Annotated in this window: 19 protein-coding genes and 1 tRNA gene; 12 read left to right on the top strand and 8 right to left on the bottom strand. The window is 72.1% G+C overall.

Features of this window, described 5'->3' with window-relative positions:
• The first annotated feature begins 2 nt into the window (after nt 1–2).
• Entirely contained in the window at nt 3–1,808 is a 1,806-nt protein-coding gene (locus tag J2X63_RS14840; protein WP_309978607.1) for a DEAD/DEAH box helicase, read from the top strand.
• 43 nt (nt 1,809–1,851) lie between these two features.
• Nucleotides 1,852–3,279 (top strand): MFS transporter, encoded by a 1,428-nt coding sequence (locus tag J2X63_RS14835; protein ID WP_309978605.1) that lies wholly within the window; start codon nt 1,852–1,854, stop codon nt 3,277–3,279.
• 12 nt (nt 3,280–3,291) lie between these two features.
• On the opposite strand, the gene J2X63_RS14830 is transcribed toward J2X63_RS14835, so the two are convergent.
• Nucleotides 3,292–4,515: a PLP-dependent aspartate aminotransferase family protein gene (locus tag J2X63_RS14830; protein WP_309978604.1), complete on the bottom strand. Its 1,224-nt coding sequence runs from the start codon at nt 4,513–4,515 to the stop codon at nt 3,292–3,294.
• A 111-nt stretch (nt 4,516–4,626) separates the two neighbouring features.
• Between J2X63_RS14830 and J2X63_RS14825 the strand changes: the two genes are divergently transcribed.
• Complete coding sequence (locus tag J2X63_RS14825; RefSeq protein ID WP_159606183.1) at nt 4,627–5,103, top strand: Lrp/AsnC family transcriptional regulator; 477 nt, start codon at nt 4,627–4,629, stop codon at nt 5,101–5,103.
• A 22-nt stretch (nt 5,104–5,125) separates the two neighbouring features.
• On the opposite strand, the gene J2X63_RS14820 is transcribed toward J2X63_RS14825, so the two are convergent.
• The 6 genes from J2X63_RS14820 to J2X63_RS14795 all read right to left on the bottom strand — a co-directional run bounded on the left by J2X63_RS14820 (nt 5,126) and on the right by J2X63_RS14795 (nt 13,234).
• Nucleotides 5,126–6,220: a VIT1/CCC1 family protein gene (locus tag J2X63_RS14820; RefSeq protein ID WP_309978601.1), complete on the bottom strand. Its 1,095-nt coding sequence runs from the start codon at nt 6,218–6,220 to the stop codon at nt 5,126–5,128.
• 183 nt (nt 6,221–6,403) lie between these two features.
• Nucleotides 6,404–7,276: a DUF3097 domain-containing protein gene (locus J2X63_RS14815; protein ID WP_309978599.1), complete on the bottom strand. Its 873-nt coding sequence runs from the start codon at nt 7,274–7,276 to the stop codon at nt 6,404–6,406.
• Nucleotides 7,277–7,285: 9 nt separating this feature from the next.
• A complete protein-coding gene (locus J2X63_RS14810) occupies nt 7,286–10,720 on the bottom strand; it encodes an error-prone DNA polymerase (protein ID WP_309978597.1) in 3,435 nt (1,144 codons plus the stop codon).
• Between the two features lie 16 nt (nt 10,721–10,736).
• Entirely contained in the window at nt 10,737–12,284 is a 1,548-nt protein-coding gene (locus J2X63_RS14805; RefSeq protein WP_309978595.1) for a DNA polymerase Y family protein, read from the bottom strand.
• Entirely contained in the window at nt 12,281–13,006 is a 726-nt protein-coding gene (locus J2X63_RS14800) for a hypothetical protein (protein WP_309978594.1), read from the bottom strand. Before J2X63_RS14800 ends, J2X63_RS14805 begins: the two co-directional genes overlap by 4 nt.
• A 144-nt stretch (nt 13,007–13,150) precedes the next feature.
• A tRNA-Leu gene (locus J2X63_RS14795) sits at nt 13,151–13,234 on the bottom strand.
• 112 nt (nt 13,235–13,346) lie between these two features.
• Between J2X63_RS14795 and J2X63_RS14790 the strand changes: the two genes are divergently transcribed.
• On the top strand, nt 13,347–14,672 hold the full coding sequence (locus tag J2X63_RS14790; protein ID WP_309978592.1) for a M20/M25/M40 family metallo-hydrolase: 1,326 nt from the start codon (nt 13,347–13,349) through the stop codon (nt 14,670–14,672).
• A gap of 55 nt (nt 14,673–14,727) precedes the next feature.
• Nucleotides 14,728–15,546: an undecaprenyl-diphosphate phosphatase gene (locus J2X63_RS14785; RefSeq protein WP_309978590.1), complete on the top strand. Its 819-nt coding sequence runs from the start codon at nt 14,728–14,730 to the stop codon at nt 15,544–15,546.
• Nucleotides 15,547–15,589: 43 nt separating this feature from the next.
• Here the strand turns inward: J2X63_RS14785 and J2X63_RS14780 are convergent, their stop codons facing one another.
• A complete protein-coding gene (locus tag J2X63_RS14780; RefSeq protein WP_309978588.1) occupies nt 15,590–16,537 on the bottom strand; it encodes a PAC2 family protein in 948 nt (315 codons plus the stop codon).
• Nucleotides 16,538–16,612: 75 nt separating this feature from the next.
• Here J2X63_RS14780 and J2X63_RS14775 point away from each other — a divergent pair, with 75 nt between their 5' ends.
• From J2X63_RS14775 to tatC, 7 genes are all read left to right on the top strand, one after another.
• Nucleotides 16,613–17,287: an HAD family phosphatase gene (locus J2X63_RS14775; protein WP_309978585.1), complete on the top strand. Its 675-nt coding sequence runs from the start codon at nt 16,613–16,615 to the stop codon at nt 17,285–17,287.
• On the top strand, nt 17,284–18,294 hold the full coding sequence (locus tag J2X63_RS14770; RefSeq protein WP_309978584.1) for a tRNA (adenine-N1)-methyltransferase: 1,011 nt from the start codon (nt 17,284–17,286) through the stop codon (nt 18,292–18,294). Before J2X63_RS14775 ends, J2X63_RS14770 begins: the two co-directional genes overlap by 4 nt.
• A 44-nt stretch (nt 18,295–18,338) precedes the next feature.
• Nucleotides 18,339–19,313 (top strand): FKBP-type peptidyl-prolyl cis-trans isomerase, encoded by a 975-nt coding sequence (locus J2X63_RS14765; RefSeq protein WP_309978582.1) that lies wholly within the window; start codon nt 18,339–18,341, stop codon nt 19,311–19,313.
• Nucleotides 19,314–19,362: 49 nt separating this feature from the next.
• Complete coding sequence (locus J2X63_RS14760; protein ID WP_309978579.1) at nt 19,363–20,382, top strand: WYL domain-containing protein; 1,020 nt, start codon at nt 19,363–19,365, stop codon at nt 20,380–20,382.
• Complete coding sequence (locus J2X63_RS14755) at nt 20,382–21,416, top strand: WYL domain-containing protein (protein ID WP_309978577.1); 1,035 nt, start codon at nt 20,382–20,384, stop codon at nt 21,414–21,416. The genes J2X63_RS14760 and J2X63_RS14755 overlap by 1 nt, the downstream gene beginning before the upstream one ends.
• 72 nt (nt 21,417–21,488) lie before the next feature.
• Entirely contained in the window at nt 21,489–21,767 is a 279-nt protein-coding gene (gene tatA / locus J2X63_RS14750) for a Sec-independent protein translocase subunit TatA (protein ID WP_309978576.1), read from the top strand.
• Between the two features lie 4 nt (nt 21,768–21,771).
• Nucleotides 21,772–22,590 carry a twin-arginine translocase subunit TatC gene (gene tatC / locus J2X63_RS14745; protein ID WP_309978573.1) on the top strand — a complete coding sequence of 273 codons (819 nt, stop codon included), beginning with the start codon at nt 21,772–21,774 and terminating at the stop codon, nt 22,588–22,590.
• Nucleotides 22,591–22,597: the final 7 nt, after the last annotated feature.

The following is a 22,597-nucleotide window of genomic DNA, read 5'->3' as shown; positions in this document are numbered from 1 at the left end:
CAGTGAGCACAGCGACCCCTTCCGGCCATCAGCCGGGCACCTCGGCCGCCGAGCATCTCCCGCCGTCGTTCCCCGAGCGGGCCGCCTGGGGCACCGCCAGCAAGCTCCGGGCGTGGCAGGCCGACGCCCTCGAGCAGTACCTGGCCGACCTGCCGCGCGACTTCCTCGCCGCCGCGACCCCGGGCGCGGGCAAGACGACCTTCGCGCTCCGGCTCGCCGCCGAGCTGCGATCACGTCGGCTCATCGATCGCATCACCGTGGTGGCGCCCACCGACCACCTGAAGCGCCAGTGGGCGGATGCCGCGGCGCGCGCCGGCATCCGGCTCGACCCGGGGTTCCGCAACGCCCATGGCCAGACGGCCCGTCACTACCACGGCGTCGCCGTGACGTATGCGCAGGTCGCGATGCGCCCGGCGCTGCACCGCGAGCTCACCCTCTCGGGTCGTTCGCTCGTCATCCTCGACGAGGTGCACCACGGCGGCGACACGCTCTCGTGGGGCGATGCCATCCGGGAGGCGTTCGAGCCGGCGACGAAGCGGCTGTCGCTCACCGGCACGCCGTTCCGCTCCGACACGGCGCCGATCCCGTTCGTGGAGTACGTGCCCGACAACCAGGGCGTGCGGCTCTCGAAAACCGACTACAACTACGGGTACGGGCGTGCCCTGGCCGACGGCGTCGTGCGGCCGGTGCTCTTCATGGTGTACGCGGGCCACATGCGATGGCGCACGAAGGCCGGCGACGAGATGGAGGCGCGGCTCGGCGAGGACAACACGAAGGACATCACGTCCTCGGCGTGGCGCACCGCGCTCGAGCCCACCGGCGAGTGGATCCCGGCGGTCCTGCAGGCGGCCGACCGCCGGCTCACCGAGGTGCGGCACGGCATCCCCGACGCCGGAGGCCTGGTGATCGCCACCGACCAGACCGTCGCCCGTGCGTATGCGCAGATCCTCGAGCAGATCTGCGGCGAACCCGTCACCGTGGTGCTCTCCGACGAGAAGGAGGCGAGCACGCGCATCGAGGAGTTCTCAGGCAATACGCGGCGCTGGATGGTGGCGGTGCGGATGGTGTCCGAGGGCGTCGACGTGCCCCGCCTCGCCGTCGGGGTGTACGCCACGAGCGCGTCGACGCCGCTCTTCTTCGCCCAGGCGATCGGCCGGTTCGTGCGCGCCCGCCGTCGCGGCGAGACGGCGTCGGTGTTCCTGCCCAACGTGCCGACGCTCATGGGCCTCGCCGCGCAGATGGAGCTCGAACGCGATCACGCGCTCGACCGGCGGTCGGGCGACCAGGATGACGACGGCCTCGACGACAGCCTGCTCGAGTCCGCCAACCGCGAAGAGCGCGCATCGGAGGAGGCCGGTCTCGGGACGTGGGAGGCGATCGGGTCGGATGCCTCGTTCGACCGCGTGCTCTACGACGGCACGGAGTTCGGCACGCTCGCCGAACCGGGCAGCGACGAGGAGTACGACTTCATCGGCATCCCCGGCATCCTGGAGCCCGAGCAGGTCTCGGAGCTGCTCCGGCACCGGCAGGCGAGGCAGGCCCGGCGTGCGGGAGAGCGGCGCAAGCACACCGCCGAGGCGGAGGAGTCGGGCCGCGCCGAGCCGGTGGCGCTGTACCGCACCCTGAAGGAGCAGCGCGCACTCCTGAACAGCCTCGTCGGACTCTGGGCCAGGCACACGGGCGAACCGCACTCGCAGGTGCACGCCGAACTGCGCCGGGTGTGCGGTGGGCCTGCCGTCGCGCAGGCCACGGTCACCCAGCTGCAGGCGCGCATCGACTTCCTGCGGCGGCGGCTCGGCAGCCGCTGACCGGGCGATGCCACGCTCCCGTCGACTGTGCGAGCATGGGCTGATGGACCGTCGCACACGGGTGCTCGTCGTCGCCATCATCGTCTCGTTCATCGCGTTCCTCGACGGCGCGGTCATCAACGTGGCGCTCCCGTCGATCGCGGCGGAGCTCGGCGGCGGCCTCGCGCTGCAGCAGTGGGCGGTCGACGCCTACCTGCTGACCCTCGGCTCGCTGATCCTCCTCGCCGGCTCGCTCTCCGACTCCTTCGGCCGGCTCCGCATCATCAGGATCGGGCTCTACGGCTTCGCGGCGACGTCGGTGCTCTGCGCGCTCGCACCCACCGGACTCGTGTTCGTGATCGGGCGCGCCCTCCAGGGCGCCGCGGGCGCGCTGCTCGTGCCGAGCTCGCTCGCCCTCATCATCGCGACGTTCTCCAAGGCCGAGCAGGGCAAGGCGATCGGTCGCTGGACGGCCTGGACGACGAGCGCGTTCCTCATCGGACCGCTCTTCGGCGGCATCCTCGTCGACTTGGCGTCATGGCGGGCCGTGTTCTGGATCAACCTCCTGCCCATCGCGATCGTGCTCGTGCTCATGCGCGCCCTCGGGCGGGACGACCCCAACCCGAACCGCGAGCGCATCGACTGGGTGGGCGCTGTCCTCGGCGTCGTCGGCCTCGGCGGCACGGTGTTCGCGCTCATCGAACAGGAGCGGTTCGGCTGGGACTCGCCCGTGGTGTACGTGCCGCTCCTCGTCGGCCTCGCCTCGCTCGTCGCGTTCGTGCTCTGGGAACGGCGGGTGCCGCAGCCGATGCTGCCCCTCACGCTGTTCCGGGCCCGCAACTTCGCCGCCGGCAATCTCGCGACGGTGTTCGTCTACGCCTCGTTCTCGCTGGGTCCGTTCGTGATGACGATCTTCCTGCAGCAGACCGCGGGCTTCTCGGCGACGGTGGCCGGGCTCGCGACCCTGCCCCCGACCATCATGCTCGTGCTGCTCGGGTCGTGGTTCGGCGGGCTCTCCACGCGCTTCGGCCCCCGGGTGTTCATGACGCTCGGACCGATCATCGTGGCGGTCGGGTACCTGCTCACGCTGAGCGTCCAGCCCGAGCTGAACTACTGGCTGCAGTTCCTGCCCGGCATCCTCGTCATCGGCCTCGGCATGGCCATGACGGTCGCGCCGCTCACCTCGGCGATCCTCGGCGCAGTGGATCCCGCCCGGGCCGGCATCGGGTCGGCCGTGAACAACGCAGTGGCCCGCATCGCCGGCCTCGTCGCGATCGCGAGCCTCGGCGTGATCGTGGGCACGCAGCTCGACGTCGACGGATACCACCGGGCGGCGACGGCCACCGCGGTGTTCCTCGTCATCGGCGGGATCGTCTCGTGGATCGGCATCCGGAACCCGGCGGCGAGTCCGGATGCCACGGGCGCGACACCGCCGCCGGCCGAGGCGTCCTCGACCGGGTCCACGCACATCCCGCCGCACACCGTCGAGTGAGCGACCCGGCGGTCACGCCACGGTCGCGTGATCGCGCCGCGTCACGAGGCCACCGACCTCCGCCGCCGCGTCGAGCGCCGCCATGAGGTCCGCCGTGAGATCGTCGACGTGCTCGAGTCCGATCGAGAGGCGCACCACCGCGGCATCCGGCTTCGCGTCGCCCGCCACGGGACGGTGCGTGAGCGATGCCGGGTGCTGCACGAGCGAATCCACGCCGCCGAGTGAGACGGCGTGGGTGACGAGCTCGCACGCCTCGGTGAACCGCGCCGCGGCGTCGTAGCCCCCGGCGAGTTCGAGCGCGATGATCGACCCCGGCCCCTCGAGCTGCGTGCCGACGAGACCCGCCGGGTCCTGGCCGGGCAGCCCGGGGTAGCGCACCCTCGCGACCGCGGGGTGCTCGCCCAGGCGCTCGGCGAGCACCTGCGCCGTCGCCTGCTGCGCCCGCACGCGCACGGGCAGGGTGCGGAGGCCCCGATGGAGCAGGTACGCAGCCATCGGATGCAGCAGTCCGCCGGTGAGCGCCCGAACCCGTCGGAGCCGCTCGACCCAGTCGCGGTCGGCCGCCACCACGCCGCCCATGACGTCGCCGTGCCCGCCGAGGTACTTCGTGGCGCTGTGCAGCACGAGCGTGGCGCCGAACTCGGCCGGGCGCTGCAGCACGGGCGTGGCGAAGGTGTTGTCGACGAGCACGGGCACGTCGCCCGCGGCATCCACGACGCGCCGCAGGTCGACGAGTTCGAGCGTGGGGTTCGCCGGGGTCTCGACGACGACGAGGCCCGTGTCGGCTTCGATCGCGTCGGCGATGCCGGCGGCATCCGTCCAGGTCACCCTCGTGCCGAGCAGTCCGCTCTCGAGCACGTGGTCGGTGCCGCCGTAGAGCGGCCGAACAGCGACCACGTGCGGCGTACCCGCGGATGCCGCGGCGATGAGCGTTGCCGCGAGCGCGGCCATGCCGCTGCCGAACGCGACCGCCCCATCCGTGCCCTCGAGGCCGGCGAGCGACTCCTCGAAGCGGGCGACGCCGGGCTGCCAGAGGCGCTGGTAGACCGCCGACCGGCCCTCGCCGAGGTCGTGGCCGGTCGCGAGCTCCTCGTAGGAGAGCCCGCCGGTATCGACCGACGGCAGCGGGTTCGTGGTGGAGAAGTCGATGACGGGCACGTGGGATCCGCTCGCCCGGACGCCGCTCATGCCACCGTGGACGGCGCGGGTCTCGAACTGCGACGACGATGTCTGCATGCCTTGAATGAAGCAGAAGCTGTGACGAACAGCAAGTCGTCATGCATGATCTAGTGAGGTAGGCTATAAACCTCGAAGCATCTGCATAACCGAGATCCGGGAGGTCCGACGATGGCGCAGAAACCCGAACTCGACCGTGTCGATCGAGCGTTGCTCCAGGCGCTCTCCACGAACGCCCGCGCGTCGGGCGCGGCCCTCGCCGCCGAGGTGGGCGTCGCCGAGTCCACGGTATCGCTTCGCCTGCGCCGGCTGCAGAGCCTCGGCACGGTGCGCGGCTACCGGGTCGACGTCGACCTGGCCTCGCTCGGCGTCTCGTTGCAAGCGCTCATCGCCATCCGGCTGGTGAAGCACGACCGCAGCGAGATCGACGCGTTCCGCGCGCAGGTGCCGCACCTGCCCGGCGTGCTCGGGGTCTTCCACATGGCCGGCGCCGAGGACTACCTGCTGCACGTCGCCGCCCGCGACGCCGAGGAGCTGCGCGAGTTCGTGCTCGCCCACCTCACGGGGCATCCGGCCGTCGCCCACACCGAGACCAACCTGATCTTCGAGCACGTCGACGGCGACGGTTGGAACAAGCTCGTCGGGTGATCCGTCGCGCCACTGCCGTGCGTCAGCCGATCGACGTACCGAACGCGAGACCGAGCACGTAGGTGACCGCCGCCGCGCCGAGGCCGATGCCGAGCTGGCGCAGCGCCCGCTTCAGCGGCGATGCGCCCGAGAGCAGGCCCACCGTCGCGCCGGTGGCCAGCAGGGCGACGCTCACGAGCACGGTCGCGGTGATGATCGCCGCAGTGCCGCTCAGGCCGAAGATCCAGGGAAGCACGGGGATGAGCGCCCCCGAGGCGAAGAAGAGGAAGCTCGAGATCGCGGCGGCGAGCCCCGTGCCGACGGCCTCGTCGTCGTGCGCGACGACGGCCAGCGCATCGGTGGCTGTCGAGGACTGGCCCGCCGCCTGCACGCGCGCCATCACGAGCGCCGCGTGCTCCCGCGATTCGGCGTCGCCCATGCCCCGAGCGCGGTAGACGAGCGCCAGCTCGTTCGCGTCGATGTCGAGGTCCACGAGCGCCTCGCGCGCGGTCGGGTCAGGGGCGGATGCCTCGAGCAGCTCGCGCTGCGACCGCACCGACACGTACTCGCCGGCGCCCATCGAGAGGGCTCCGGCGAGGAGGCCCGCGATGCCGGTGAACAGCACCACTGAGGCCGGAACGCCGGTCGCGCCGATGCCGAGCACGAGGGCGAGGTTCGAGACGAGCCCATCGTTCGCACCGAACACGGCCGCGCGGAACGTGCCGGCGAGCCGTCGCCTGCCGCGAGCGGCGAGTCCGCGCACGACCTCGCCGTGGATCCGCTCGTCCGCCGCCATCGCCGGCGTCGCGTCGGGGTCCGTCGCGTACGGCGAGCGGGCCTCGGCGCGCTGGGCGAGCGCCAGCACGAAGATCGAGCCGAATCGGCGGGCGAGGGCGCCGAGCATCCGGGTGCGCACGTCGGCGCGCGGCGTCTTCGAATCGTCGCCGTCGAGCAGGGCCAGCCAGTGCGCCTCGTGGCGCCCCTCCGCGGCGGCCAACGCCAGGAGGATCTCGCGCTCCTCGCCCTCGCGTCGTGCGGCCAGCTCGCGGTAGACCGCGGCCTCGGCGCGTTCATCGGCGAGGTAGCGCCGCCACCTCGCGCGGTCGGCGTCGGTCGTCGTGCGCGGTACGTCGCTCATCTGCTCCACATCCTGCCCAGGAGCGGCCGACGGTGATCGGCTGCTCCCGCCCCATCACGTCACGGCCGCCTGCGCGGCCTCCGCCACGATATCGGCGGCGGGAGGGGCAGCCGGCCGATTCGCCGGGATTGGCAGGATTTCGGACCACCGAACCGCGGGTCGGCGGCGGAGCGCCGGCAGAGGTCAGTCCTCGCGCGGCGCGGTCACGAAGTCGATGAGCTCCTCGACCCGGCCGAGCAGCGCGGGTTCGAGGTCGCCGTACCCGCGGACCCGGCCGAGGATGTGCTGCCATGCACGGGCGATGTCGGCCTGCTCGGCGTGGGGCCAGCCGAACGCCTCGCACACGCCGTGCTTCCACTCGGTGCCGCGAGGGACCACCGGCCAGGCGTCGCGCCCGAGGCGGGCCGGCTTCACGGCCTGCCAGACGTCGATGAACGGATGCCCCACGACGAGCACGTGGCGGCCGTGCCGCCCCTGAGCGACCGAGTCGGCGATGCGCTGCTCCTTGGAGCCGGGCACGAGGTGGTCGACGAGGATGCCGGCGCGCCGCCCCGGCCCGGGCTGGAACTCGTCGAGCTGCTCGGCCAGCACGTCGACGCCCTCGAGGTACTCGACGACGACGCCCTCGACGCGCAGGTCGGCGCCCCACACCTTCTCGACGAGCTCGGCGTCGTGGCGGCCCTCGACGAAGATGCGGCTCGGCAGGGCGACGCGTGCCGGCGCCTGCTCGACGGCGAAGGAGCCCGACGCCGTGCGGAGCCGGCCGGCCGGTGCCTTCGGGGCGGGGGCGGCGAGCTGCACGGCCTCGCCGTCGATGAGGAAGCCGTGCCCGAGCGGGAACATGCGCCGTCGTCCGAGGCGGTCCTCGAGCGTGACCGTCCGCTTGTCGGCGGCCACCACGGCCCCGCAGAATCCGTCGGCGGCGAGCTCGACGACGAGGTCGCGTTCCACGGCCACGGTCGGGATGACGCGTCGACCCTGTGCCCGCCAGTCGCCGGCGAGCACGTCGGCGCCGTAGCGGTCGGGTCCGTTCTGGTCGTGGGTCGCAGTCGGCACCGGTCGAGGCTAACGGAAGTCGCGGGAGCGGGTGGGCGCCGACACGGTGAGGCGCTCGAACCGGTCGGCGACGAGGTTGGTGACCCCCTCGGGAGAGCGTTCGAGGATGCCCCGTACGATCAGCGCCGGTGCCTCCCGGGCCAGGCGGCGATACCTGGTCCAGACGCCCACGCCGGCGATGACGTTGAGCGTGCCGGACTCGTCCTCCAGGTTCATGAAGGTGATGCCGCTCGCGGTGGCGGGTCGCTGCCGATGGGTGACCACGCCGCCGACCTCGATGCGACGTCCGCTCTCGGCGTGGCTGAGGAGGTCGATGCGGATCGCCCCGCGCTCGTCGAGCTGCTCACGGATGTGGCGGATCGGATGGTCGTCGGGCGAGATGCCCGTCGCCCACAGGTCGTAGATCACCTGCTCGGCTGGGCTCAGCATCGGCAGGAGCGGCGGCTGCACGACGACGATGGACCCGGCCAGGTACTCCTCCCGGTCCTCGGCGGCCTCGCCCGCCAGCCAGAGCGCCTCGCGCCGTTGCAGCCCGAAGACGTCGAATGCACCCGCCGCGGCGAGCGCCTCGAGCTGCTCGGCGTTGAGGCCGGCGCGGCGAGAGACGTCGGCCATGTCGCGGTAGGGTCCGTGCGCCTCGCGTTCGGCGACGATGCGCTCGGCCACGGCCGCGCCGATCGAGGAGACGTCAGCGAGGCCCAGCCGCACGGCGAACGCGCCGTCGCGCCGATGCTCCGACGACCGGTCGGGTGCGGTGCGGTCGAACCGGCTGATGGGCGGTTGCACGGGGTCGATGCAGGCCGCCATGCCCGTCGGCTCGCGCCGGTCGCTGCCACCGAAGTCCCCGGATGCCGCATCCGTGCCGGTCGCCTCGAGCCCCGCGTCGACGCCCGAGCGCAGGATGTCGGGGCGGAGCATCTCGACGCCGTGCCGTCGCGCGTCGGAGGTGAGCGTCGCCGGCGAGTAGAAGCCCATGGGCTGGGCGCGGAGGAGGGCCGCGAGGAATGCGGCGGGGTAGTGCAGCTTCAGCCACGAGCTGGCGTAGACCAGCAGGCCGAAGCTCAGGGCGTGGCTCTCGGCGAACCCGAAGTTGGCGAACGCCTCGATCTTCGCGTAGATCGAGTCGGCCACGTCGGGCTCGATGCCGTTCTCGGCCATGCCCTCGTAGAGCTTCGAGCGGAGCCGCTCGATCTTCTCGACGCCGCGCTTGGAGCCCATCGCCCGCCGCAGCAGGTCGGCGTCGGCGGCGCTGCAATTGCCCACGGCGACGGCCATCTGCATGAGCTGCTCCTGGAAGAGCGGCACGCCCAGCGTGCGGGCGAGTACGGGTTCGAGGTTGGGATGCAGGTAGGTGACGGGCTCCTCGCCGGTGCGCCGACGGATGTAGGGGTGCACGGCGCCGCCCTGCACGGGGCCCGGCCGGATCAGGGCGATCTCGACCACGAGGTCGTAGAAGCAGCGGGGCTGCAGCCTGGGGAGGGTGCCCATCTGGGCGCGGCTCTCGACCTGGAAGACCCCGATCGAATCGGCGCGGCAGAGCATGTCGTAGACGGCGGCCTCCTCTTTCGGGATGGTGGCCAGCTCCCACTCTTCGCCGGTGTGCTCGCGGATGAGGTCGAACGTGTACTGCAGGGCGGCGAGCATGCCGAGGCCCAGCAGGTCGAACTTCACGAGACCCATCCAGGCGCAGTCGTCCTTATCCCACTGCAGCACCGTGCGGTGCTCCTTGCGGGCGTGCTCGATGGGGCACACCTCGCCGACGGGGCGGTCGGTGAGCACCATGCCCCCCGAGTGGATGCCGAGGTGGCGCGGGAACGTGAGCAGCTGCTCGGCGAGCTCGACGACGGGCGCGGGGATGTCGTGGTCGTCGGTGGAGACCACCGCGCCCCACCGCTCGACCTGCCGTGACCAGGCGTCCTGCTGCCCGGTGGAGTAGCCGAGCGCCTTCGCCATGTCGCGCACCGCGGCCTTGGGCCGGTAGCTGATCACGTTCGCCACCTGCGCGGCGTTGTTGCGCCCGTACTTGCCGTAGACGTACTGGATGATCTCCTCGCGGCGGTCGGAGTCGAAGTCCACGTCGATGTCGGGCTCCTCGTCGCGCAGCGCGGAGAGGAACCGCTCGAACGGCAGGTCGAAGAAGATCGAGTCGACCGCGGTGATGTCCAGCACGTAGCAGACCGCCGAGTTCGCGGCCGAACCGCGCCCTTGGCACAGGATGCCGCGGCTGCGCGCCTCGCGCACCAGGTCGTAGACAATCAGGAAGTAGCCGGGGAAGTCCTTCTGCTCGATGACGTCGAGCTCGCGGGCGAGTCGCTCGCGCACGTGGTGGGGGAGTCCTGGGTAGCGCTTCTCGGCGCCGGCCCACACGAGCTCGCGCAGCCAGCTCATGGGCGTGTGGCCGTCGGGCACCTCCTGGCGGGGCAGGCGCGGACGCGCGCTCCGCAGCCGGAACCCGAGCTCTTCGGCCAAGGTCACGGATCGCGCGACCGCACCCGGGTACCGCTCGAATCGCCGCATCATCTCGGCGCCCGAGCGCAGGTGCAGCCCGTCGGAGGCGGGCAGCCATCCGTCGAGCTCGTCGAGGCTGCGCCGGGCCCGCACCGCCGCGAGCGCGGAGGCGAGCCGGTGCTCACCCGGAGTGGCGTAGTGCACCGCGTTCGTGGCGAGCAGCGGCAGCCCCGCCCGTTCGGCGAGGCCGGCGAGGGCGTCGTTGGCGTCCTGGTCGAGCGGATGCCCGTGGTCGAACAGCTCCACGACGACATGGTCGCGACCGAAAAGCGCGACCAGCCGGTCGAGCTCGCGCCACGCGGCATCCACCCCGCCCGCGGCGAGCGCGCGGCGGACCATTCCTTTACGGCATCCGGTAGGGATGATCCATTCATTCCCGGAATGCTCGGCGAGCTCTTCCAGCGAGTAGGTGGGCCGGCCCTTCTCGCCCCCGGCGAGCTGCCCGGCGGTGATCGCGCTGGCGAGACGGTGGTAGCCGGCCTCCTGCCGGGCGAGCACGAGCAGGTGCTCGCCCGCGGGGTCGGCGGCGCCCATCTGCGGCTCGGTGAGGCCGAGCGAGAGCTCGGCGCCGAACACGGTGGCGAGCTCGGGGAAGCTCTCGGCCGCCTCGGCGAAGCGCACGATGCCGTAGAAGCCGTCGTGGTCGGTCATCGCGAGCCCCGAGAGACCGAGGCGGTGCGCCTCCTCGACCAACTGCTCAGGCGTCGAGGCGCCGTCGAGGAAGCTGAACGTGGAGTGCGCATGCAGCTCGGCGTAGGGCACGATCGGCCCGGCCTGCACCTCGAGGCCCTCTGACGGGCGATACGGATGCCGCTTGCGGCTCCATGCCGGGCTGTCGCCGCCGTCGGCGATGAGCGGCGGGCCGCCCGGCCGCCGCTGGTCGGAGAGCTTGCGCTCGAGGTCGGACCACGGGATCGACGGATTGTTCCAGCCCACTGCTACACCCGGCCCATCAGTCGTACCTCGCCTCGGCCCACCAGCCCTCGCGGTCGCGAACGAGGAGCCACGCGCAGCCGTCGTCGTCGACGACCTGGAACCGGTGCACGCGCTTGGCGTGCTCGGCGTCCCACCAGCGCTCGACCACCGGCCATGGTCCGGCCCACGCCCGGACCGGCGTCGCCTCACGTCCACCGACGGCGAACCGGTCGGGCGCCGCCGAGATCGCCCCGCGATCGTCGATGGCGACGATGCCGCCGCGCCCGTCGAGCAGGGCGATCGGCAGCCGTTCGCGGAAGACGCTCGCGGGCGCGAGCGTGGGCAGGCTGCCGGGCCACGGCGCGTCGCCGGCGTGCTCGGGCGGTCGGTCGCCCCAGGGCACGAGCACCTGCCGGTCGGCGAGCATGCGACCGCCGCCGATCGTCGCGGTCACCACCGCCTCGTGCCCGAGCATGCTCTGCACGCGGGTGAGCCCGTGGTGCACGCGCTCGTCGGGGCCGCCGCCCCACAGGCCCTCCTCGTGGTTGCTCGTGGAGTCGATGCGCTCGGGGATGACCCGCAGCCGCACGATCGGCGAGGCGAGCCCGCTGTCGGCGGTGCCGGCGCCCTGCAGCTGCCACCGCACGCGGTCGACGACGTCGGCCGGCGTGAACCACCGTGGATGCAGCCAGCTGCGGCTCGAGTGGCCGCCGCCCTCGTCGTCGAGCTCGATGCGCAGGCCCGTGCACACGAGCCGCACCGCCCGCATGCGCTCGATGAACTCCTCGGCCCGCACCCGGAACGCGAACGCGAGCTGGTCGACGCGGTCGAGGGGCGGCTCGAAGTGCTGCTCCACCTCGAACTCGGGCGGCGGGGTGCGGGCGATCACCCTGGCCTGCTCGCGCCCGGCGGCGCGGTCGTGCGCGAACGCCCCTGCGGCCCCGAACCGGCGACGCACGTCGTCGGGGGGAAGCGCCGCGAACTCGCCGAGGGTGCGCACGCCGAGACGGTTGAGCAGTGTCGTGGTGCGGGGATCGACCACGAGCCCTACCGGCAGCGGGGCGATGAAGGCGGCGGATGCCCCGTGCGGGACGATCTCGACGGACGCGGGCCCGCGCGCCGCCCGGGCGGCCTGCTCGGCGGCGAAGGGCCCGTCGGCGACGCCGACCCTGGCCCCCGGCACCCCGAGCTCCGCCACGGTCTCGAGGAGGGCCGCCGCCGCGGCCGCCTCGCCGCCGTAGTAGCGTGCGGGGCCTCGAGCCCGCATGGCGAGCGTGCCGGGGCGCACGAGCTGCACGCCCGGCACCGTGGCCTCGACCCGTCGCACGACGGGTTCGAAGGCGCGCACGTCGAGGGCGATGTCGTAGTCGAGCACCGTGAGCCCGGGAGAGCGGTACTGCGCCTCGCGGAGCTTCAGCCCGCGGGTCACGCCGTCGCGTCGCGCGGCGGGCGAGCAGGCGTAGACGAGGCCGGCCTCGACGAGGGCGAGGGGTGCGTCGGCTTCGAGGCCGTGCTCGCGGCACACCGCGAGGATGGGCCAGTCGGGGCACCAGAGCACGATGGTGCGGCCGAGGTCGGCGGTCATCCGGTGGCCCTCCGCTCGAGCTCGTCGAGGTGCGCCGGCGGGATGGCGTCGGCGATGCCGGCGGGCTCGGCCGGCGCGAACTCGAGGGAGCGGCCCGGCAGCCGCAGTCGCGACCGGGCACGACGCACGAACTCGCCGCGGCCCGCGACGCTCACGACCACCTCGCGTTCGGCGAGGTGCCCGTGCCCGCGTTCGAGCCCCTGCCATTCGCTCGCCTCGACCCCGAGGCGGGCGTCGCTGCCCGCCCACTCGCCCGCGACGAGCAGCGTGGTGCCGCGCTGTCGGAGCCTGGCCTGCAGGCGACTCGTCTCGGCGGGGGAGACCCGGCCCGCCGGCCGCACCGCCACCACGGGGATGACGTCGGCGAGCGCGGCGACGACCGTGAGCCACTGCCGCCCCGGGTCGGGCACGAGCACGAGCCGCTCGAGGTCGATGCCGAACCGTGCGGCGGCCTCGACCCCGAACTCGGGCATGCCGGCCACCGCCACCCACCGGCCGCTCGCGCTGGGGCCGGCGAGGAGGGCCATGAGCAGGGTGGTCGAGCCCTCGACCTGCACGACCGTGCCCTCGCGGAGCGTGCCGCCCGGCAGCACGGAGGCGAGCGCCGGATGCGTCGGCACGGCCTTGGAGTCGAGCCGGGTCGCCTGCATCCCGCGGATGCGGGCCTGCAGCTCCTCGACTCGCGCCGGACCGGGTGCCGGGGCGATGCGGGGAGCGGTCATGGTCATACCCCAGTTTCGAACATATGTTCGAAGGTGGCAAGTCCGGGGAGCCGACCGTCCCGCATCCGGCGTCCATCGGCAACGGAGGCCACCGGAAAACGAAAGAAGGCCGGATCATGATGATCCGGCCTTCTTCACAACGCGTGCGCGAGGGGGGACTTGAACCCCCACGCCCGTTAGGGCACTAGCACCTCAAGCTAGCGCGTCTGCCATTTCCGCCACCCGCGCGTTGTGTCAGGCCCTCGATCGCTCGGAGGCCCGAGAGAAGACATTAGCACGGATTCAGAGGCGCTTCGAACGCCGGTGGCCCGGCCCCGATGGCGGCGGCTACGGTGAACGCATGGCCGAGTCATCCGCAGTCCAGCGCCCGATCGACGACCTCGACGAGACGGCGGTGATCGCCAGGGACCTCATCCGGATCGACACGACGAACTACGGCGAAGGACGGGCCAACGGCGAGCGCGAGGCCGCCGAGTACGTCGAGGCGAAGCTCGCCGCCATGGGCCTCGCGCCCGAGCTGTTCGAGCCCGAGCCCCGGCGCACCAGCGTCGTCGCGCGGGTGCCGGGACGGAACCCGGACAAGCCCGCGCTCGTGCTGCACGGCCACCTCGACGTCGTGCCGGCCGACCCTCGCAACTGGAGCGTCGACCCGTTCGCCGGCGAGGTGCGCGACGGCATGCTGTGGGGGCGGGGCGCCGTCGACATGAAGGACATGGACGCGATGATGCTCACCGCCCTCGGCGGCATCCTCGGCTCGGGCGCGCTTCCCGAACGGGAGATCGTGATCGCCTACTTCGCCGACGAGGAGGCCGGCGGCGGCGTGGGCGCCAGCTGGCTCGTCGATCACCGGCCCGAGCTCTTTGACGGGGCGACCGAGGCGATCAGCGAGGTCGGCGGCTACTCGATCACCGTCGGCGGCGAACGGGCCTACCTCCTGCAGACGGGGGAGAAGTCGCTCATCTGGGTGCGCCTCGTCGCCCGAGGCGTCGCGGCGCACGGATCGCGCCTCATCCGCGACAACGCCGTGACCAAGCTCGCCGAGGCGATCGCCCGGCTCGGACGCACCGAGTGGCCCCTGCACCTCACCGACACGACCCGCGAGCTGCTCTCCGCGATCGCCGAGACCCTCGGCGTCGATCCCGAACAGGTCTCGCCCGACGAGCTCGCCCTGGCCACGGGCTCGGCCTCGGGGTTCATCACGGCGACGCTCCGCACGACCACGAATCCGACGAAGCTCGAGGCCGGCTACAAGCACAACGTCATTCCCGACCGGGCCGACGCGCTCGTCGACATCCGCACGCTGCCCGGCCAGGAGGAGGCCGTGCTCGCCGAGGTCCGCGCCATCATCGGCGACGACATCGAGATCGAGTTCGTGCACAAGGACGTCGGGCTCGAGGCATCCACCCGCGGGCCGCTCGTCGACGCGGTCACCCGCTCGCTCGGCGCGCACGACCCGGGTGCCCGGGTGTTCCCGTACCTGCTCTCAGGCGGCACCGACAACAAGTCGCTCAGTCGCCTCGGCATCGCCGGCTACGGCTTCGCGCCGCTGCGCCTGCCCGACGACCTCGATTTCCCCGCGATGTTCCACGGCGTTGATGAACGAGTACCGCTCGACGCACTATCCTTCGGTAACAGGGTCCTGCGAGACCTGTTGCTCAGCTACTGACCAAAGACCGGTCTCGTTCCTCCGGCTTCCGCGGAGGCGGAAGGCGGATACCACTGTGCTCGAAGCGCTCATCCTCGGGTTCGTCCAGGGCCTCACCGAATTCCTCCCCGTCTCCTCGAGTGCGCACCTGCGCATCCTGGGGGAGTTCCTCCCCGGCGCCCAGGATCCGGGGGCCGCGTTCACCGCGATCACGCAGCTCGGCACTGAGACGGCGGTCGTGGTGTTCTTCTGGCGCGACATCGTGCGCATCGTCTCGCACTGGTTCGGCTCGTTCACCGGTCGCGTGCCGCGCAACGACCCCGACGCCCGTATGGGCTGGCTGATCATCGTCGGCTCGATCCCGATCGTCGTGCTCGGCATCCTGTTCCAGGACGAGATCGAGACCACGTTCCGCTCGCTCTGGATCGTCGCGACGATGCTCGTGGTGTTCGGCATCATCCTCGGCCTCGCCGACTGGGCCGGGGCGAAGCGGCGCAAGCTCGACGAGCTGACCGTCCCGCACGGCATCATCTTCGGATTCGCCCAGGCGCTCGCCCTGATTCCCGGCGTCTCGCGCTCGGGCGGCACGATCACCGCCGGCCTGTTCCTCGGCTACGAGCGGGGCGCCGCCGCGCGCTACGCGTTCCTGCTCGCCATCCCCGCCGTCTTCGGCTCGGGGTTCTTCCAGCTGTTCAAGAGCATGGGTGAGCCCTCGGTCTACGGCCCCATCGAGACGGCCGCGGCCACGCTCGTCGCCTTCGTCGTCGCGATCCTGGTCATCGCCTTCTTCATGCAGTGGATCTCGCGGCACAGCTTCCTGCCGTTCGTGATCTACCGCATCCTGCTCGGCGGCACGATCTTCGCGCTGCTCGCCACGGGCGTCATCGACGCGTGACGGATGCCGCGGCATCCGCTTCGACGATGTGCGACGGATGCCGCTACGCGCCGTCCCGCGGGCGCCACGGCTCGTCGCGGGGCCCCTCGCGGCCGTCGCGCCCGTCGGCCCGTCCGTCGGGACCCTCGCCCCGCCGCCGAAGGTACCGCTCGAACTCCTGGGCGATGGCCTCGCCGCTCGCCTCGGGGGCGTCGACCGCATCGCGGGCCTGCTCGAGCTGGGTGATGTAGCCGGCCATGTCCTCGTCGTCCGCGGCGAGCGCGTCGACGCCGGCCTCCCACGCCTGCGCCTCGGTCTCGAGGGTGCCGCGGGGGATGGAGAGGCCGGTGAGCTCCTCGAGCTTGCCGAGGAGGGCGAGCACGGCCTTGGGGGAGGGCGCGTTGTGCACGTAGTGCGGCACCGAGGCCCAGAGCGACACGGTGGGGATGCCGGCGCGCTCCGCCTGGTCGGCGATGACGCTGAGGATGCCGACGGGCCCCTCGTAGCTCGAGCGCTCCACGCCGAGTGCGTCGCGCACCTCGCGGTTCTCGCTCGACGCGAAGACCGACAGGGGGCGGGTGTGCGGCGCGTCGGCGAGCATGGCGCCGAGGAGCACGACGCCCTCGATGTCGGCGGTGAGCGCGGCGTCGACGAGCTCGGCGGCGAAGCCCTTCCAGCTGCGCGCCGGCTCGGCCCCGAGGAGCACGTGGAGGGTGTCGGCGCCCGGGCCGGTGACCTGTTCGTCGACGTCGTCGGTCGGCGCCCCGCCTGGGCCGAGGATCGCGGCGCCGGGCCATTCGAGCCGGCGCGAGCCGTCGTCGCCCATCACAACCGTGGGCCGGGTGAACTGGTAGTCGAAGTACAGCTCCGGGTCGACCGCGGCGATCTCGACGAGGCCGAGCCGCTCCGCGAGCAGCTTCGCCGCCCCGGTCGCCGCCTCGCCGGCGTCGTTCCATCCCTCGAAGGCGACGACGAGCAGCCTTCCGCCCTCGAAACCGGCCCGCTGATCCACTCCAGGTGCCCCGCTTCCCGCCCCGGACTCCCGGGGTCCTCTCCACAATAGGCCGTGCCCGTAGACTTGCGGGTTGTGACCACTCGCCTTCCCGCCGCCGTCCTCTGGGACATGGACGGAACCCTCGTCGACACCGAACGCTACTGGATGGCGGCCGAGGAGGAGCTCGTCGAGTCCTTCGGGGGCCGCTGGACCCACGAGGACGCCCTCGGCCTCGTCGGCAGCGGCCTCTGGGAGGCGGCGGCGGTGTTCCAGGCGGCGGGCGTCGACCTCGACGCCGACACGATCGTGGCGCGCCTCACCGCACGCGTGCAGGAGCAGCTCGCCGAGCACGGCGTGCCCTGGCGGCCGGGCGCGAGGGAACTGCTCGAGGCGCTGCGCCAGGCATCCGTGCCCACCGCGCTCGTGACCATGTCGGTCAGGTCCATGGCCGACGACGTGGTGCGCGCGATCCCGTTCGAGGCCTTCGACGTCATCGTCACGGGCGACGCGGTCGAGCACGCGAAGCCGCACCCCGAGCCCTACCTCGCGGCGGCCGAGGCCCTCGGCGTCGACGTGCGCGACTGCGTGGCGATCGAGGACTCGCCCGCTGGACTCACTTCGGCCTGGTCCGCCGGCGCCGTCACGGTGGGGGTGCCGAACATCCTCGACCTCGCCGAGGCACCGGCGCACGTGCTGTGGCAGACCCTCGCCGACAAGTCGGTGTCGGATGTCGCGTCACTCCTCGAGGTTCGCGAGGCCCGCGCGTGAGCGAGAGCCGAGGCGAGCGCAGCGGGCCGTTCCGGGTCGGCGACCGCGTGCAGCTGACCGGCCCCAAGGGCCGGATGCACACCATCACCCTCGAGCCGGGCAAGCTGTTCCACTCGCACAAGGGCCCGATCGCGCATGACGACCTCATCGGCCTGCCCGACGGCTCGGTCGTCGCCAACCAGGTCGGCATCGAGTACCTCGCCCTGCGCCCCCTGCTCAGCGACTTCGTCATGTCGATGCCGCGGGGCGCGGCGATCGTGTACCCGAAGGACGCCGCGCAGATCCTCGCGCAGGCCGACATCTTCCCCGGCGCCACCGTGGTCGAGGCGGGCGTCGGCTCGGGCGCCCTGTCGCTCTGGCTGCTCCGCGGCATCGGCCCCTCCGGCCGGTTGCTGTCGTTCGAGCGCCGCGAGGAGTTCGCCGAGGTCGCGCGCGGCAACGTCGCCACCTTCCACGGCTACGACCCCGAGAACTGGTCCATCACGCTCGGGGACCTGGCGCTGGCGCTGCCCGAGGCGGCGCCCGCGGCATCCGTCGACCGCGTCGTGCTCGACATGCTCGCTCCCTGGGAGTGCATCGACGTCGTGTCCGATGCGCTGAAGCCCGGCGGCGTGCTGCTCTGCTACATCGCGACCGCCACCCAGTTGTCGCGGGTCGCCGAGGCGATCCGCGCGACGGGGGAGTACACCGAGCCGCAGTCGACCGAGACGATGGTGCGTGGCTGGCACGTGCAGGGGCTCGCGGTCCGGCCCGACCATCGCATGATCGCCCACACCGGCTTCCTCCTCACCGCCCGCCGGCTCGCGCCCGACACGGTGCTGCCCGAGCTCAAGCGGCGCCCGTCGAAGACGGAGTTCAGCGACGAGGACGTCGAGGCGTGGACGCCCGGCGCGCTCGGCGAACGGGCAGTGAGCGCCAAGGCGCTGCGCAAGCGGGTGCGAGCAGCGGATGCCGCGGCCGAGCGCTCGCGAGCGACCGACACCGATCCCGCAGGCGAAGCCTTGTAGGCTACCAACGCCCCTCCGCGACCCACCCCATGAATCGAGGATCAGTGCGCTCGTCACTCGCGCTCATCGCCACCGCCGGCCTCGTCGCCGTGGCCCTCTCCGGCTGCACGCCGGCGCCGGCAGCTCCCGAGGCGACCTCGGGGCGGTCCTCCGACGCCGTCGTGGTGAAGGGCGACTTCGGCGACGCGCCGAAGGTGGAGTTCCCGGCGCCGCTCGCGCCCGACGAGACGCAGTGCACCGAGGTCATCGCGGGTGACGGCGCGAAGCTGCAAGACGGCCAGCAGGCCCTCATCGGCCTCGCCGTCTACAACGGCACCACGGGCGAGACCGTGCAGGAGCCGACGGGCTTCGGCGACGAGGACCCGATCGCGCTCACCGTGTCGGACGCCACGCTTCCGGGGTTGCGCAAGGCGCTCACCTGCGGCAGCGAGGGCTCGCGGGTCGCGGTCGTCGTGCCCGCCGAGGACGCCTTCGGCGACCAGGGCAACGAGTCGATCGGCATCGGCGCCGACGACAGCCTCGTGTTCGTCATCGACGTGAAGCGCGCGCTGCCGTCCCGGGCCGACGGCGCACCCCAGCTCTCCCGTGACGGGTTCCCGGCCGTGGTGCTCGCACCCGACGGCCGCCCCGGCATCACCGTGCCGAAGTCCGACCCGCCCGTGAAGGACGAGATCGCGGTCGAGGTGCTGAAGAAGGGCTCCGGCGAGGTCGTCGAGGACGGCGACTCCGTGGTCGTGCAGTACACGGGCGTGCTGTGGGACGACAACTCAGTGTTCGACTCCACGTGGACGACCGCGGACGAGGGCAACCAGCAGCCGGGTCCCAAGACCTTCGTGGTGAGCACCGGCGACGACGCGCAGGTCATCCCCGGGTTCTCGAACGCGATCATCGGCCAGACCGTGGGCTCGCAGATCGGGGTCATCGTGCCGTCGTCGCAGGGCTACGGCGACCAGGGCAACGACAAGGTGCCCGCCGGTTCCACGCTCTTCTTCGTCATCGACATCCTGGGTGTCGTCTGACCCGGCGATCGCGGCCGAGGGCCGCCCGCGGTTCAGTATGATCGCTCCTGTGTCGGGTGCATCGCGCAAGGGTGAGCCGAGGATCCCGGTCGAAGATCGGCTCTTCAGCCTGGTGCTCGCGCTGCTCGCCACCGAGACGGGCCTGCTGAAGTCCGAGATCCTGTCGTCGGTGCGCGGCTACGCCGAGCGCTACGACGAATCCGGGCAGAACGCCAACCTCGAGCGCCAGTTCGAGCGCGACAAGGACGACATCCGGGAGCTCGGCATCCCGCTCGAGACGGTCGAGTCTCCCGACCGACCGGGCGACAACCAGGCGCTGCGTTATCGCATCCCGAAGGGCCGGTACGACCTTCCCGAAGAGGTGCGGTTCACCCCAGACGAGCTGGCACTGCTCGGCCTCGCGGCCGAGGTGTGGCGCGAGGCGTCACTCTCCGCCGACTCGCAGCGGGCGCTCACCAAGCTGCGGTCGCTCGGCATCGAGCCCCGCGAGCCCGTCATCGGCTACGCCCCGCGACTCCGCGTGCGCGACGCGGCGTTCGAGCCGCTTCGGCAGGCGCTCGACAGGCGGCAGACGGTGCGGTTCCGCTACTTCAAGCCCGGCGAGGGCGCTCCGAGCGAGCGCACGGTCGACCCCCTGGCCGTGGTGCTCCACGAGGGGCGCTGGCACCTGCACGCCTACGACCACGACGCCCGGGCGCCCCGCACCTTCCTGCTCTCGCGCATCGTCGGCGGCGTCGAGCCGTTGCCCGGGCGAACCTTCGAGGCACCGCCGCCCGACATCCAGGACCGCATCCTCGCCGAGCTCGACGAGGTGCGGCTCGGCAACGCCGCAGACCTCGCGGTCACGGCGGGCAGTGACGCGGAGGTCCGGCTGGGCAAGCGGGCCGTGCTGCGCGACGAGGACGCCGGCGTGATCCGGTTGCACTACACGGATGCCGCGGTGTTCGCCGACGAGCTGGCGGCCTACGGCCCCGAGGTCCGGGTGATCGCCCCGGCCTCACTGCGCGACGAGGTGCGCGATCGCCTCGCCGCCGTCGCCGCCGCCCACCGCGACGGAGGAGCGTCATGATGGCTGCGCGCAGCAAGCCGCTGAAGGCACCCGACAAGCTCGTGTTCCTGCTCTCGTTCGTGCCCTACCTGCTCGAGCAGCGCGTCGTCGACGTCGCCGAGGCCGCGGCGCACTTCGGCATGACCGAGCCGGAGATCCGCGACGCCGTGCGCCTCATCGCCACGTCGGGCCTTCCCGGCTCCACGGGCACCTACCAGCCGAACGACCTCTTCGACATCGACTGGGACTCCTTCGAGGACGACGACGTGATCGTGATCGTGCATCACGTGGCGATCGACGACGCACCGCGGCTCTCAGCGCGAGAGGCCGCGGCGCTCATGGCGGGCCTGCAGTACCTCTCCGCGGCGCCAGAGGGGGCGGGCAGCGCCTCGCTGGCCTCCCTCCGCGCGAAGCTCGCCGCCGGAGCCTCCGCCGCCCCCAGCCGGCTCGCGGTCGCCGAGACCGAGGCCGACGCGTCGCTGGCGCTCATCCGCGAGGCGGTGGCCGAGGGGCGCCAGCTCGAGTTCGACTACCTGAACGCGCGTGGCGAGCGCGGCCGCCGTCGCGCGGATCCGCTGCGCATCATCTCGCAGGACGCGGACTGGTACCTGCAGGCGTACTGCCACACGCGGGAGGACGTGCGCAACTTCCGCGTCGACCGCATGAGCGACCTGCTGCTGACCGACGAGCCGATCGGCGACCACTCCGACCGCGCGGTCCCCGACACGCTCTTCCAGGGTTCCGACTCCGACCTCGACGTCGTGGTCGACGTGTCGCCGGCCACGCTGCCGCTGCTCGCCGACTACCTCGCCGACGCGAGCGCCCGCGAGGTCGACGGCAGGTTGCGCGTGACCCTGCGGCTGGCGCACGTGCACGGGCTCAAGCGCCTCGTCGCGGGGCTGCCGGGGCTCGTCACGGTCGTCGCGCCGGCCGAGGCGCGTGCGGCCGTGGCGGAGTGGGCGGCGGCGGGCCTCGCCGGCTATCCGACGCCGGATTCCGAGCAGAGCGTGGGTCCGGCAGAGCGGCCGAGGGCGCCCGGCTCCGACGGCTCCTGACCGACTTCAGGCGGCGTTCCCCGGCGGCAGGTAGACTGTCGTCACGATCCTCCCGAGAACGGACGAACACCCATGTGGCAAGGCTTCACCGGTTGGCACGCGCTGATCATCCTCGTGGTCATCCTGCTGCTCTTCGGCGCCCCCAAGCTCCCGGCACTCGCCCGCAGCCTCGGACAGTCGATGAAGATCCTCAAGAGCGAGGTGCGCTCCGACAAGGACGAGCCCGCCGCGGCCGACTCGGCTGCGAGCACGCCCGCGGCTCCCGCAGCGCCGGCAGCGAACACCGCTGCGCCTGACGCCACCGTCGTGACGCGCAAGCCCGACGAGGCCGATTCCGGCTCGAGTCGCTGACTTCATGTCCGCGGTGAAGGATCGCGGGGAGAAGGACCGCGAGGAGAAGAACCGCGAGAAGCGGATGTCGCTCGGCGCGCACCTCATCGAGCTGCGCAAGCGACTGTTCATCTCCGCCCTCGCGATCGTGATCGGCGCCGCGATCGGGTGGTGGCTCACCGACGCGTTCGTGTGGAACGCCCTCCAGGAGCCGGTCCTCCGCCTCGCCGACGCGCAGGGCAACACGAGCGAGATGGCGATCATCTTCCCGACGATCTCGAGCTCGTTCGACCTGATGCTCCAGATCTCGTTCACCCTGGGAATCGTCATCTCGAGCCCGGTGTGGCTCTACCAGATCTTCGCGTTCCTCGTGCCGGGGCTGAACACCCGTGAGCGCCGGTTCACGTTCGGGTTCTTCGCCACGGCGATCCCGCTGTTCTTCGCCGGCTGCGCCGCCGGGTGGTTCGTGCTGCCGAACATCGTGAAGATCATGACGAGCTTCGTCCCCGAGGGCGGTGAGACGCTGCTCACGGCGAAGGAGTACATCGACTTCGTGCTGAAGCTCGTCGTGGCGATCGGCATCGCGTTCGTGGTGCCGGTGTTCATCGTGCTCCTGAACTTCGCCGGGGTCATCAGCGCGGCGTCCATCATCAAGTCGTGGCGGGTCGCGATCCTCGTCATCGTGCTCTTCACCGCGATCGCCACGCCCTCGGCGGACATCGTCTCGATGTTCCTGCTCGCGATCCCGATGGTGGCGCTCTACTTCGCGGCCTGGTTCATCGCGCACCTGCACGATCGTCGTGTCGAGCGCCGCAACCGCCTCGAGTTCGGAGCGGCTGTCTAGGCTGGAG

This window comes from Agromyces sp. 3263 (genome assembly GCF_031456545.1).
Classification (GTDB): domain Bacteria; phylum Actinomycetota; class Actinomycetes; order Actinomycetales; family Microbacteriaceae; genus Agromyces.
Note: the sequence above shows the minus strand (reverse complement) of the source record. Positions and strands in the feature narration are given on the sequence as shown.